The following is a 13,750-nucleotide window of genomic DNA, read 5'->3' on the forward strand; positions in this document are numbered from 1 at the left end:
TGATCTGCACCGGATGCGGGTTTTGAGGATAGACGGACGATGGCCACTGCCGCCTTTGAAGAGATCGTGGAAGACTTCGAGTTCATGGAGGACTGGGAGGACCGCTACCGCCATGTGATCGACCTCGGCAAGGCGATGGAACCGCTGGACGATGCGCTGAAGGTGCCTGCGACCAAGGTCGACGGCTGCGCCAGCCAGGTGTGGCTGCATGCCACCATCGAGGGCGGTGAGTTCCGGTTCGACGGCGACAGTGACGCGATGATTGTACGCGGCCTGATTGCGGTGCTGCGCTGCCTCTACAACGGGCTGCCGGTGGCCGAAGTCGCGGCAGTGGATGCCAAGGCAGAGCTGGGGCGGCTGGGGCTGAATGAACACCTGTCCTCGCAACGGTCCAACGGTCTGCGGGCGATGATCGAGCGGGTCCGCGAAACAGCGATGGCGCAGGCCTGAAGCGGGGCGAGGGGCCGGCCCCTCGCGCTCCCCGGAGTATTTCTGGAAAGATGAAAGGGGCTACCTGGCCCAGTTCGTCATGGCGGTTTCGAGGTCGCCATAACCGGTGTGGCGGTGTTCAAACGCCAGGCCCATCCGGTCTGCGCATTCGCGGGCCTTTTCCACCAGTTTTGGATCGCTTATCTGCGACTGATAGACCAGCTTGGTGTAATTGCCGAACACCATGTCCCGCAGCTCCGGGTTCTTGTCCAGGCCCATCGGGCGCCAGACAAAGGCGTCGAACTGCTTGACCAGAAAATCGGTGAGGTAAAAGGCTGTGATTTCTCCTTCTTCCGAGTGGCGGGCAAAAGTCTCATTACCCTCAAAGAAGGAATAGCAATGCGGGCCTGCGACCATCTCAACGCCCAGCTCCGCGCATTTTCGCTCCAGCGCGCCGCCGGTGCCGCAGTCGGCATAAACCACGAAGATCTTGTCATAGACCGCTGAATGCTTGGCCACGGCGCCGTCAACGGCGTCAACGATCTGTTCCGGGTAGAGGTGCAGTTTGGCAGGCAGGCAGGTGAGGTCGATGTGATCCATGCCGTTTGCGTCCTTGATGGCAAGGATCTCGCGCGCCAGCGCGCCGCAGGCGATCAGCAGGATGCGGCCGGTCTTCTTTTCGGGCGCGGCCAGGCCCTGTTCGGTGAGGGAGCTTTCCTCAAGCGTCCGCCCGGTGGGGGGGCGGAAGGCAGCCCGCTCTGTCAAGCGGGCTGCACGTCCTTTGCGTGCCAAATCAGGCGCTCATCGAGTTGTGCTTGCGCGCAACGAAGTCCTTGGCCATTTCCACGGCCACGGCTGCGTCACGGCAGTAGCCGTCGGCGCCGATTGCCTTGCCGAACTCTTCGTTCAGCGGCGCGCCGCCAACCAGCACGATGTAGTCGTCGCGCAGCCCTTGCTCGACCATGGTGTCAATCACCACCTTCATGTAGGGCATGGTGGTGGTCAGCAGAGCCGACATGCCGAGGATGTCCGGCTTGTGCTCTTCCAGCGATTCCAGGTAGTTCTCGACCGGGTTGTTGATGCCGATGTCGACAACTTCGAAGCCCGCGCCTTCCATCATCATGGACACCAGGTTCTTGCCGATGTCGTGGATGTCGCCCTTGACGGTGCCGATGACCATGGAGCCAACGCGCGGGGCGCCGGTTTCGGCCAGCAGCGGCTTCAGGATGGCCATGCCGCCCTTCATCGCGTTTGCCGCCAGCAGCACTTCGGGAACGAACAGGATGCCGTCGCGGAAGTCTGCGCCGACGATGGTCATGCCGCCAACCAGTGCCTTGGTCAGGATGTCGTAGGGCGTCCATTTGCGCTCGAGAAGGATGTTCACGCCTTCTTCGATTTCCTCTTTGAGACCATCATAGAGGTCGTCAAACATCTGCTGAACAAGTTCCTCGTCATCGAGTTCCGAGAGGATGATGTCTTCTTCGTCCGACATGCGCCTAATCCTTGCTGACGGGGGAATCCCCGGTGTTGGCCTATTTCTGAGGCTTTTGTGACAGAATGCTGTTTGCGAACTGCATTATTTGCGACATTGCCGCGTTTCTAACCGACGTATAGAGACAAATCCGGCGCAAGAATAATGAAGATTCCACATGGAAATCTTCGATTTTGCCCATTTGTTCTTTATTTGTTCTCTTGGGGCGGTTATTTTGCGTCCATGCCGCCGGAAATTACGCCACACACCTTGCGCCGCAAAACACGCGCCAGCCTCAGCAATGCGGCAGGCCGGTTCGATATGGCGCGGGAGGATGTGGATGACGGCTGGTTTCAGGACGTGCCGGACGCGGTGATTCCCACTGAAGTGCGTCTCGAGACGGCGCGCTCGCTGATCACCTACAACCGTTCACCCGATCTGCCGTTTGACCGGTCCATCAATCCCTACCGCGGCTGCGAGCATGAAATATGAGTTGCGTGATCGGATGAGCGAGCGTTGGTTTTTAAGGGTTCTTCGCGTTGGTTGGTCTTGCGGGAAATTTGGGACCGAGATGCCAAAAAGTGTTCATCAAGCCTCTATTTTGTGTGTCGAACAAGGATTTTCTGTTGGCTTTTTGTCCTCGCATTAATTGCGGGGCGGAGTTCTTATGAACACGTTCTCTGCGAAGCCTAGCTACATGGAGACCTCTTGGCGTACGGAAGGAGAACTAAGGTCGAGCGCAGGCCAACTGAGACGAGCCTGACCTAAGCGGTCCTGCTCGGGAATTCCACGATACTTGGTGCGATCCCCGGTGGGGCATTTTTGCGAAAAAGCGACGCTCAGTGGGTGAAAGTAACAAGAAGGCCTTTAAAAATAGGGCTTATCAGACAGTTGGGGGAATGTGCGAAAATCAGAATTATGGTTTAAATTCAGCTGCTTGACTGATCTTTTTGGGACTGGTTTAGTGTCAGGTGCCTGACACTGCCGTTGCGATACATAGCTCCGTTGTACACATTCTTTGCCAATCCCTCCGCATTTGAAACCCTACGTGCTGGCCATCCTGCAATCTGGGAAGATGGTCACCTGCACGAGCAGGCCTGCCGCTGGTTGAATGAGCAGGTCGTTCCAAGATCAGGGTCGATCAGAACATGGGAAAACAAGGCGCGCGCTCTGATCACGTGGTTCGAGTGGTGCGAGGCGATCAAGATTGATTGGCGGGACACTGCGACCGATGATCTCGTCGCGTATAGGGACGCGTATCTGTCGGCGGTCTCGCCGCTTACGGGAAGGCCCTATTCGCCAGGAACTGTAGGCACCCGAATGAGCGCCATCCTTGATTTTATCAACTTCGCTCACGAGCAAGGATGGATGGTTGATGCATCCCTTTCAACAGAGCAACGAACCACTGGCCGGGCACCGATCAACCGCGATATGCTCGCACATACACGAAAGGGAGGCACGGCGACTCGTAAGCGGAGCATAATCCCTAGGAACCAAACCGATAAGGTTCAGGTGCTTAGCCGAAACCAACTGGAAGCATTGTTGAAGTGGGCCGGCCCGCGAGTGTCTGAGCGGGCGCTAGAGAGCGAAGGTTCAGCGAGGGATCGGATCGCGATTGATCTTGGTTGGGCTGTCGGGCTTCGAGTTCATGAGAAAGTCTCTCTGACTATCTATCCCTTTCTCGCAATGACCCCTGATCCTGCGTCGCTCGCACATCACAAACTTACCATAACCGGAAAGGGCAAAAAGACGAGGCAAGTAGACGTACCTGCGTGGCTTGTGATTGACATCCAAGCGTACATTGACGGTGCCCGTTCCAAGGCCCTGCGAACCCGTGGAAGAGGAGTCAGGGAGGGTCAGCTACTGCTCAACTCCGAGACATCGACGAACCGTGCAGGGCGTCCGATGAAGATATCTGGTGTGACAGAGATGATGAAGCGGGCCTGTGCTGGTACAGGGCTAATCGAACAGCGCACCCGGACCGATCCCATCACCGGGCATGCAATAGTAAAGGCAGCTGCCAAATTCAGCGATCACTCTCTTCGGCACACCTATGCGGTGATGACCTGGTATGCCTTGCTGGCAGCCGGCCACGAGGAAGCCTACGCTTGGAAATACGTTCAACACCAGTTGGGTCATTCGCAACTGGCCACCACCACGGACACTTACCTGAAGCATGTGAGTGTCTGGGCAACACCTGGATTGTCGGCCGCAATCAAGTCTGTGCGCTGATGGCTCGTAGAAAGAATGCGATCATTGCAGCGTCCGTTGTCGCTCAGGCGAAGAAGATTGCAGCAAGCAACGAAAGCGATGTTTCTTCGGTCGTGGTTCTTTCCGACCGCGGGCGCCTGCAATCTCGTGTCGACCGTACTCCTGATCCGGAGACAGGAAATTCACGTCTCCGAGTGATTATCCCGGGTGCCGCGAGGCCAGATGTTTATGAGTTCACGCAGTTCCTTGCGCATCCGCAGCTAGCAGATTTCCTGGCCGAGGGTTTCCGCTGTTGGGCGCAGGGGAAGGAGCCCACGTCAATAGGCAACGTATCCCGGGACTTACTTAGAGGAATAGCCAAGTACCTTTCACTTTTTCCTGCACATTCAGTGACGCCCAAAACCATTGACGAGAGCTTCTGGACCGGGTTTCTTCGATTTCTCGATGCACCAACGAAGCGTGGACAACCTTTAGCCCTGAGTTCGCGTGCCTCACTGCTAGGAGCTGTCGGCGGTTGTATCAATGCGCTGGAAGGTCACGTGGTCTGGGGCTACGCAGCTGAACGCTTGATTCATTCTTCGGGCTTTCCACGTAATCCGTGGCCCGGGCGATACAAGAAGAACAAGCCAACAGAGATCATTCTTCCCCATAATGTCGACCGGATTCTAAACGCCTGCATCGCGGATGTCGCCGCTATCAAAGCGCGCCTTGACAACAACGACCTTATCCTCGCATCAGGCCAGGAAATTTTAAAGGCGGCTCAAGCCTCATGCGAAGACCCCAACTACGAAAGTCTCAGCGTTTGCAGCGCCATCATTCTTGAAGCTTTTCCCAGCAAGCTGGCTTTGCTGACGGATCTCAATCAACTTGATCCAAAGCTCGGATATGCTGTGTGTTTTAACCACGGTATGGCGGAAATTCGCCGGACACTCTACAATTCCTTTGAAGACCTTGTCCCATTCGTTGTGCTTATTGGTTTTAAAACGATATTCAATCCTGACACGCTCCTGTCCCTCGAATGGGGTGCGCTTCAAACTTCATTTGATGGGGCTACGATCATACTGCATGGGGGGAAACCCCGGTCCACAAAGATGCAGACAAGCACACATGATGCAGAGGACGATGTCGCAAAAGTAACCTTGCCTTCGGAACTCGGTACACCGCTTGGTTTTGGAGACCTCCTCGACATATTGGACCGCTTGACGATGCGCACTCGTGGTATTGTTTCTAATAAGGCTGATGCCTCCCGGCTTTTTGTTGGCGTACCTATTAACAGTGGTACGGTTGCAAAAGCGTTCCTGCACAAAATTGGGCCTAGTTCTGATACAACCTGGAATACGGCGTTAAAAAAGTTCATTTCAAGGCACAACTTGCCAGCATTCACGCTCAGATCCATTCGCGCAACTGGTGCCGATCAGACGCGTCGCGATTTTGGTGTTTTCGCCCAGCAGGCGCAGCAGGGACATGCGAGCCCACAAACGACAAGAACCTTCTATACGTCTGACTGGGTGCGGAAGCAGGGGCAGGATCGAATTGGGGAGATGCAAGATCTCTACGTGCGAGCCTCCGAAACCCTTGGCAGAATTGATCCGCGAGGTGCAGGAGGCAAAGGTCAGTTAGCTGCAGCAACTCCTGGTTTTCTTTGTCTTGATCCTTACGATAGTCCAAGGCCGGGGCAGAAAAAGAACCGACTTTGTGCGGCTTATGGTGAGTGCCCGTCATGCCCATTTGCAGCTGTTGAGCTTCATAATGAACAAGCCGTAGCCAAATATCTCGCTTTGCGTAATGCGCTACATGCAGGGCAGCAAGGTCTCGTTTCAGTGGTCCAATGGCAAGAGAAATGGACACTGATCCTGCGTGATTTGGAACAATTGCTTGCTGAGATTCCTCAGGACGTTCTTGAAGCTGCCAAACAGTATCGCGTCTCAGTTCCCGCCATAGGATGATCATGAATTTTGTCACTGACAACTCTAAACCCGTAACAACGGATGGAATTTTGGAGGCTACCGCTGGGAGGCCCCTTTTTCTCAGGTCGATGGACGAATTAGTAGGCTACTTTGTGTCCAGCAAAAGCCGATGGTCGGATACAAAGTGGGTGTTCGACAATGAAACACGTGGAGCGAAATCAAGTAGTAGTACCGTTTCGTGGGATCTCGACCTGTTCGACGGCTCTAATCTCTGCAGCCCGTGCCATGCCAGTTTGCTCGATTGGCTCAAGCGCCTCGTTTGGTCAGCTTTTGCGGCTCCAGGAGACGGGGCTGGTCGGCTAAAGCCTGGTTCACTTGGCACTTTGGCAACAGGGCTGCGCTACTTTGTTAATTGGTGCGTCGAGAACGATGTGACCCTTCCTTCTCAGATGACCCGTAATGTCACTAAAGCCTATGTCGATCATCTTAGAACAGAGGCGAACGGCGGTGATGAGGGGCAGAGCCTCACTGAGGCAGTCGCATGGAATAGGTTGCGTGTGCTTGCCATGATTTGGCAACAACGACATGCGCTGAAACGTGTCGGCATCGCACCTATGCCTGATCCGCCGTTTGGCCGGCTTGGAGTCTGTGCGGTTGTCAAGGAGATCGGTGCGGTCGCCAGTGGAACCTACCGGCCAATCCCGAGTGAGGTGAGCCTGCGCATCCTAAACACCGCCATGAAGTTGCTCAACGTACCGGCAAAAGATGTCATTCGTCTTGGTGATCTCTGCGCGTCAGCTTACGCCACCAATGATTTGGAAGGCTATAGTGAAAGTCATCGAAAGATGACCGGTAAAAAGCGTCAACGTGATGCTGCGTTAGGTTTTCAGTTCTCACTTGTTGATGGTCGGCCATGGCACCCCTCTTTGGATTCTGCCACCTGGGATCAAAAAAAAATCCATGGACTAAGAAAAAAACTGACAGCATATCTTGCTGGGGTCAAAGAGCTTCCAGCGTTTTCTGTCGGTAGTCGAATGTATGTGGATACCCGGAAGGTAGTTCTCTCTATAGGACACCAAGCGGGAATGGAGTATTTTCTTCATACCTGTCCGCATATGAATAAGGCTCTTTCAGAAAGAGCTCGACTGGAAGGCCTCAGCTGCCCTTTAAATAGTCCCGCTGGTCGCTTGCTTCAATTGACAAAAGCCATTTGTTCGGCCGCGCACATCGTAGTTCAAGGAACGATTGGTCTTAGGATTAGTGAAGTTTGCGGGCTGAAGGCCGGTGTCTGTGAGAGCACTGGATTGCCGCGCTGCATACACGTTAGAGACTCTGTAACGGGCCTGGCGGAGGTCTTCGTGCTCACTACAGAACTCTCGAAGACTGAAGAATCACCCCGAGCAGAAGAATGGGCGATTGGGTACCGCCCGAAAGGTTCTAGTCGCATCCCACCCGCCGTTCATGCGATCCTAGTCCTAAACAGATTGCTCGAGCCCTACCGGGAGTTGCTCGCGATCGACGATCTCTTTGTCAACCTGAATGGCCGTCGGAGTCTTCCCAAATCACGAGCTGGGGTGGGGCGGGTAACATCCGAAAGGCTTCAGGCGGACATGCGCGCCTTCATCGCGGAGTGGGTCGATCTGTCTGACCTACCTGATGAAGCAGCTCAGAAGACCATGGATCGCGAACTTGTGCCCTGGCGCGAAAGCCATGGCCGTATTCTTAAGACCCACCAATGGCGAAAAAGCTTCGCGCACTTTGTTTACATGGTCGATCCAATGATGTTGCCGGTACTCCAGGCACATTTTCATCATGTATCAATCGCTATGACTGATGGCGGCTACCTTAACAATGTCATCCAAATCGAGGACATGAATGACATCAAAAGGCAGAAGGTGGCTAGTTTAGCACTCGAAATAGCGAGGGGCGGCTCGGAACTGGCCGGTAGGAATGGCGAAGATCTTCAGGAAAAAATTCTCCGGGAGCTTGGCCCTGAAATTGAAGGGGAGTCGACAGAGGCCGCCTATCAGTCCGCGTTCATCTACGTTGAGGAAGCGGGTCTTCACCGGATGTTTTTCGAACCGTACGGCATCTGCGGTGCAAAAAGTGCGTCGGAAATGGCCTGCCACAAGGAGGCAGGAACGGAAGATCTTGCTCGCTGGAGACCTGACCTTGTTCCAAATTACTCCACACGAACGCCAAACCTCTGCGCTGGCTGTCCGTCGTTCGCGATAGCGCGCTGGAACCTGCCGTTTTGGGAGGAGCGCTACGTTGAGAGCGTCTTCGCGGTACGCCAGTACGAGGTAGTGAAGATGGACATGACCTACATGGATCGTCCTAACGAGCTTATGCGGGCGCGTGCAAAACAGTCTGCTGCCCTGTGCCGGAAGCTCGGTGCCGACATCAGTGAATTGGATCTTCGCGTCGAAACTAAGCTGGAGGAGCTGCGCCATGCCTCGTAGACGCACCAAAGATATCGACATGATTGAACAGGACTTTCTTGACGCTTTGGAGAGGCTTCAAGGAGGTCGCCCGCAGAATCCAGAGCTGCGGAAACGCCTGAAAACCGGTAAATCGGTGAAGGTCAACATTCTTAATGTGGCCAAAGAGGCTGGCCGGGCCCGAGGGCTGATTGCTGAAGAAGACTGCCGCTTGCCTGCGGTACGGAACTTGGTGCTGGCCGCCGCTGGACGCGAGGGTGTTCAACCGGGAAACCTTAACGACGTGATCAAGCACCTCCGTGCTGAAGTAGCATTGCTTCGTGCCGAACTTGCTGATGCCAAGAAACATGCGGCATGGCATCTCTCTGAAAGGCATAAAGCGGAGAGCCAGGCACAAAGGCTTCAGGCACAACTAAAGCGGATCCGCGAAAATGCGGATCAACGATCCAGTAAGGTGATCCCGTTTTATGTGGAAGGTCACGATAACTAAGGCAGAGGTCGTCCAGGCTGCCTACACTGGAGGGTTTCCAAGCTTTTCTATTGACCGTGCTCTGAGCCCCAACCTTGGACCGCCAGAAGCTGGATTTTCCGGCTCTGTTGCTCTGAGCCCCAACGTTGGACCGCCAGAAGCTGGATTTTTCCGGCTCTGTCACGATGACGGGCTGGTAACGCCATCGGGATAATGCATGGCAATCGGGACGTCGTATGCGCCCCCAACAAGGCGATCTTGCCGGCAACTTCAGGGTCAATCTGCTGGGAGGGGACTTCGGCGTTCATAGTCTATTCCTTTTCTACCGCACACTCAGGTTTGACCCTCAGTTGGTTTTGACGCCAACGATTGATCTCGCGCTCCCCGCGGATCAGGTCCGGATTTTGGACCAACCGCAGCCTGCGCCGCCGGAGATTGCCCATAAGAATTGTGCAAACCTCGCGGCGGAGCGGCTTGATTGGCGGGCGCATCTACTGGTCCAGGACTGGCTCTGGGCCATTATTGCGCGGCACGTCGCGCAGCCAGGACCGGACCGCCTTGGCATCGAACTCTCGTTTCTGCACCAGATCTGCAGCCATGTCCTGCAGCAACTGCTGATGGGGGTACAGCAGCGCGCGCGCGTGGTCCTCTGCGTAGTCGACCTTCTCACGGAGGCGCTTGCGGTCGGGTTCCGCCAGTTGGGCTGGATCCTGCGGTCCGAACCAGCCGTTGCCAAAGGCGCCCAAACCTAGTTCAAAATCCATCGCCAGGGCAAGCTGTGCGGCTTGCGCCAAGTCAGAAGCGCGGCCTCCGCCTGCACCGGCGGAGACAGTCCCAAACACCAGCCGTTCCGCAGCGCGGCCCGCCAGGTGGATGGTCATCTGCCGATCGAAATCCGCCTCCAGCCCGGCGCTCGGCGGTGCGGTGCGCTCGGTGAACCCGCCAGTGGCGGAGAGGCAGACACGTTTGATATCTTCTCCATAAAGCCAGGCGGCGATGGCATGGCCACATTCATGGAGGGCGACGCGGTACAAAAGGTCTTGGTTCTCCTCCTGCGCCATGACCCCGAGATGGCGGCGCAGAAGCTGCAGATCGAGCGGGCAGCCGCTGTGCCGGGCTTCACTGCGAGCAGAGCGCACCGCGGCGTCCACGTCGGCGGCGGTCCTTCCAATACATTCCCGTGCCAGCTGCTGCAGATCCTCCTCTTGGACTGCGTCCTGCAGCCGCTCAGCAAGGAGGTGCTGCAGCATCGCCATGCTTGGCAGCGGCATCTCGATCTTGATGTCAAACCGCCCGGCTCTCAGCACCGCGGGGTCGAGGTGCTGTGGATGGTTGCAGGCACCGACGACCATGATCCCTGCCTCCCGGCTGATCCGGTCCATCTGCTCCAAAAAACCAGCAACCACTTGGCGCCTGTAGCTGGCACTGTTGTCGCCAGCGCTGTCGCGGGAACCAATCGCGTCAATCTCATCGATGAAGAGGATACAGGGAGCATTCTTGAGCGCTTCGTCGAAGCTTCTTCGCATCGCGAGCAGCAGGTTGCCCAGATGCCCCTTGGCCTGCCATTCGGCGCAGCTTGTCTCGACGCAATTGACCCCGACGCTCCGGCCCATCGCGCGGGCGAGATGGCTCTTTCCGTTTCCTGGCGCGCCAAAAAGCAGCAAGGAGTGCGGGATCTCATTCCAGGCCACGCCGCCTTCGGTCCACAGGCGCAGGTCTGCGACCAGTTGCCGGGCGGTGTCATAGGACCGGCCAATGCCGGTGATCTCTCTTGCTGGTGTTCCGGCTTCTGGTTCCGGCGTTGCCGGGGCGGTAAGTGCCTGGGACAAGCGCTGCGCCATCTTCTTCGCTGTGGGCGCACGCAGGGCGAATGAGAGTGCAGGCGTGGAGAGTTCTTGCAGCTGGCCGTTCGGGGGCAGCGCGGCGCGGGCGGCGGCTTCATCAATGCGGCCTGTCCGGCTGTGGGTCTGACGCAGCAGGGCGATCAGAAAATCCGCGTCCACTTGCGGCACTGTCAGTTGATGACAGTGCTCCGCCACCAGCAGTGCCGGCAGCGCCATCTCGTCCGGCAGGCAGATCCACAAAGGCTGGCTGTGCGCCAGGCCTTTAATGATGAGATCCTGCAGTTCATCAAAGTGTCGCTGCTCAATCTCGTCATCGCGGACGCTGGGGACGGCAAGGGTCACGCGCTGAGGCAGCTGCACCTGGCGCCGGGCGTCATAGGCCTGCCAGCCCGGCGGCAGCAGGGCGTGGTTAAGGAGGTTTTCCACGCTTGAAAAACCGGAAGCAGGAACGTTGCGAAGGATCAGCACGGCGCCACGGGCAAGCTGCGCGTCCACTGCAGCCGGGGAGCCGAAGGCCGCGGCGATCCGCAGCAGCAGAAGCAGCTTGTCTGCCGGCAGGTCTGTGCCCGGCAGCCAGCGGCCCGTGTTGTCACAGGCATATGGGTCGGCACCTTCCTGCTCCAGCGCTTCCCAGAGTTCCGGCGGCAGATGCCGCGCGTCCGGCTGCTCGCTCAGATGGTGCAGCAAAGAATGGGGGTGATCCGGTGCTGGGGGCACAAGCGGCTCCTCGGCGCCAGCACTGTCGTCTGGTGCGTCTTCTTTGAGTGTCTTGCGCCGAGTTTGCTGCAGCTCTCTGTGATAGAGATGATAGCGGCGGGCGCAGTCTTCGGCGAACTGCCACCAATCGGGGCGCGCGGGGTTGGAGAGATCAAGCTGGCTCATGGAAAGCCTCCTTCAAAAAGGCAAAAGGGATCGGGCGCCCGGTGAAACCGGGCGGGAGATGTTGAAAATTGAAGAGGAGGGGGGCCGCTTAGCGGTCTTCTTCTGCCTCAATGGCATCGAGCATCGCGAAGATCACCTGGGCCGCATCGGCGAAGTAGACCTCACTTTTGACCCTCAATTCACCGGCGTAGAGGTCTGGCGGCGCGACCAGATCGGGAAAACCCGCCTGCAGCTTCGCGTGCAGCCGCTTCTCGGTCTGCAAGGCTAGCTGCCCGGTTGCCATCGGAACAGTCTTCAGGATCTTCGCGTCCAGGTCACGGTGCTTCAGCAACTGGTGGCGCAGGCGGGAATCCGGGTTCCGTGAAAAACCTAGTTTGACCAAGCAGGTCCCGTTTGGAAGCTTGAACTGCATGGCGTAGAGATGGCTCGGTGCTGCGGGCCAGTCCTCTCCGCATAAGCCGCACCCGAACCGGCCAGTTTGCATGTTGGCACGGGCCACCCTTTGTTCATGGCCGCATTCTGGATGCCGGTATAGGCGATAGTTCGGGCCGCCGTCCGGGTCCGGTCCGATCAGCTCCCAGCCCTGGGCTTCGGCTTCTTCTTGCTCCTTCTGCTGCTGGCAGAGTTCGCAGCGTACGTCGCAGATCCCGGTGGCAGCTCTTTTGATCAGCTCAAACTGACGGCGCAAACGGTGTCGGCAGTCCGCGATGTAGAAGCCGTGATGGCGGCTTTGCGGGTCGCGGCCTGCCCACTGCAGCCCGGCGGCTTCGGCATCGGCCTGCCAGCGCGCTTCAATGCAGTGCGGGCACTGCGGCTGGCTGTTCATCACCACAAAAATTTTGCTCATGTGCGTTGCCCCGCAGGCCTTGCAGGACAGGAGCAGGTGATAGCGGTCCTTGACCCGCTGCAGGATGCCGAAGCCCCTGGCTTCGGCGGCCGCGCGCCAGTGGGGGTGAATGGTGAGCGGGAAGGCGGCGGGCGTCGCGGTTGATGTATGGGTCATTGAGAACTCTATTTGCGCAAAGCGGGAGAGGGGGCAGACGCCGGATATGGGGCACCTGCCGTGAAAATCTGGAATTGGGTATGACGCGGCCGGGCGCAGGCGGAGAGATCCGCTGCGGTGGCCAGGTCAGGTTATGTCAGGAAGGGATTGGGCGGATCAGACCGGCGCAAAATCCGGGGCTGTCACTGCCATCTCCACCACGGCGTCGACTTGCCGCGCCGCTCGATTCAGCGCTTCGCGGACACCGGGATCATCGGTAGTGAAAAGGTCCCGGTGCTCATGCATCAGCTGCTGGAACCGAAGTGCCTCGTCCGGGCTCTCAGATTCGATCAGAAAGTGCAGCAGCATGCCCATGCGCTGCATTGGCAAATCATCGGCGCTGACGGAAATCGGTTGCTCCATTGCACTTCAGTTCACAGATCGGACGCAAGAACGGGTCGGACAAGTAGCGCCGGGTGCGAACGTTGATCGAATTCCTGAGTTTGTCGTTTCAAAGCGATTCCTCTCGTGCGGTGCTGAGATGCAGTTCGCTTTCCAAAAAAAATTTCGGTTCAAAACCAGTGGGGTAGTTGATCACGTTCGCTCCAGTTCCGTGAGATATCTAAATTTTAGATAATCTGATTTATAGATCATTGTGCCGCTGAGCAAGGCAAAGCGGCAATGAGCAACACGATTCACAGCAAAGGTCAGGAGGTGCTCTGCCAAGTCTTGGTCGAAGCAAGAAAGGCGGCTGGCCTGTCGCAGGCGGAACTTGCGAAAAAGCTAAATTGCCAGCAGTCCATGGTTGCGAGAATTGAAAGCGGACAGCGCAGGATTGATGTCGTTGAATTGATCGTTATCGCGCGTGCGATTGGGGCGGAGCTTCATGATCTTCTGGCCAATGTCGAGGCAGCGGTGCCCATTAGTCACCACTTGTGACCGCAGAAAATTCGCATGCTGTGCTAAAAGCTGAGCAGCGCTGACGCTCCTTCAGAAACTGACCTCTGTTTTCCAGATTCCGGGCCGACAACTTATAAAAGACCGCTCAGGCACTTTTGCGCTGTTATCCTAGTGAGCACCGACAGCTGCTGGTACCTTCTATTGAGCCACACGC

General features: G+C 57.0%; 11 protein-coding genes and 1 pseudogene. 7 read left to right on the forward strand and 5 right to left on the reverse strand.

What is annotated here, in order from left to right; translation table 11 throughout:
* The first annotated feature begins 39 nt into the window (after positions 1-39).
* A complete protein-coding gene (locus RA25_RS06195) occupies positions 40-450 on the forward strand; it encodes a SufE family protein (RefSeq protein ID WP_019297452.1) in 411 nt (136 codons plus the stop codon).
* A gap of 60 nt (positions 451-510) precedes the next feature.
* Here RA25_RS06195 and RA25_RS06200 read toward each other — a convergent pair whose 3' ends face one another.
* On the reverse strand, positions 511-1,221 hold the full coding sequence (locus RA25_RS06200) for a DUF1638 domain-containing protein (RefSeq protein ID WP_039145679.1): 711 nt from the start codon (positions 1,219-1,221) through the stop codon (positions 511-513).
* Position 1,222: 1 nt separating this feature from the next.
* Positions 1,223-1,921 carry a corrinoid protein gene (locus tag RA25_RS06205; RefSeq protein ID WP_019297454.1) on the reverse strand — a complete coding sequence of 233 codons (699 nt, stop codon included), beginning with the start codon at positions 1,919-1,921 and terminating at the stop codon, positions 1,223-1,225.
* A 222-nt stretch (positions 1,922-2,143) separates the two neighbouring features.
* Between RA25_RS06205 and RA25_RS06210 the strand changes: the two are divergent.
* From RA25_RS06210 to RA25_RS06230, 5 genes and pseudogenes are all read left to right on the forward strand, one after another.
* Positions 2,144-2,383, forward strand: a pseudogene (locus RA25_RS06210) (PA0069 family radical SAM protein); the annotation flags it as partial.
* Between the two features lie 522 nt (positions 2,384-2,905).
* Entirely contained in the window at positions 2,906-4,132 is a 1,227-nt protein-coding gene (locus RA25_RS06215; protein ID WP_206539681.1) for a tyrosine-type recombinase/integrase, read from the forward strand.
* Positions 4,132-6,057, forward strand: a complete 1,926-nt coding sequence (locus RA25_RS23090) for a hypothetical protein (protein ID WP_206539682.1) — start codon at positions 4,132-4,134, stop codon at positions 6,055-6,057. Before RA25_RS06215 ends, RA25_RS23090 begins: the two co-directional genes overlap by 1 nt.
* A gap of 149 nt (positions 6,058-6,206) precedes the next feature.
* Positions 6,207-8,480: a hypothetical protein gene (locus RA25_RS22615; protein ID WP_152612167.1), complete on the forward strand. Its 2,274-nt coding sequence runs from the start codon at positions 6,207-6,209 to the stop codon at positions 8,478-8,480.
* Positions 8,470-8,949, forward strand: coding sequence for a hypothetical protein (locus RA25_RS06230; protein ID WP_039170768.1), 480 nt, complete (start codon positions 8,470-8,472; stop codon positions 8,947-8,949). Before RA25_RS22615 ends, RA25_RS06230 begins: the two co-directional genes overlap by 11 nt.
* Positions 8,950-9,419: 470 nt before the next feature.
* Here the strand turns inward: RA25_RS06230 and RA25_RS06240 are convergent, their stop codons facing one another.
* The 3 genes from RA25_RS06240 to RA25_RS06250 form a co-directional block, all read right to left on the reverse strand.
* Positions 9,420-11,654: an AAA family ATPase gene (locus RA25_RS06240; protein WP_052254177.1), complete on the reverse strand. Its 2,235-nt coding sequence runs from the start codon at positions 11,652-11,654 to the stop codon at positions 9,420-9,422.
* Positions 11,655-11,742: 88 nt separating this feature from the next.
* Complete coding sequence (locus RA25_RS06245; protein ID WP_039170773.1) at positions 11,743-12,657, reverse strand: hypothetical protein; 915 nt, start codon at positions 12,655-12,657, stop codon at positions 11,743-11,745.
* Between the two features lie 156 nt (positions 12,658-12,813).
* Positions 12,814-13,005 (reverse strand): hypothetical protein, encoded by a 192-nt coding sequence (locus RA25_RS06250; RefSeq protein ID WP_241477373.1) that lies wholly within the window; start codon positions 13,003-13,005, stop codon positions 12,814-12,816.
* Positions 13,006-13,317: 312 nt separating this feature from the next.
* Between RA25_RS06250 and RA25_RS06255 the strand changes: the two genes are divergently transcribed.
* Positions 13,318-13,575 carry a helix-turn-helix domain-containing protein gene (locus RA25_RS06255; RefSeq protein WP_039170778.1) on the forward strand — a complete coding sequence of 86 codons (258 nt, stop codon included), beginning with the start codon at positions 13,318-13,320 and terminating at the stop codon, positions 13,573-13,575.
* The last annotated feature ends 175 nt before the right edge of the window (positions 13,576-13,750 follow it).

The organism is Leisingera sp. ANG-S5 (genome assembly GCF_000813925.1).
Taxonomy (GTDB): domain Bacteria; phylum Pseudomonadota; class Alphaproteobacteria; order Rhodobacterales; family Rhodobacteraceae; genus Leisingera.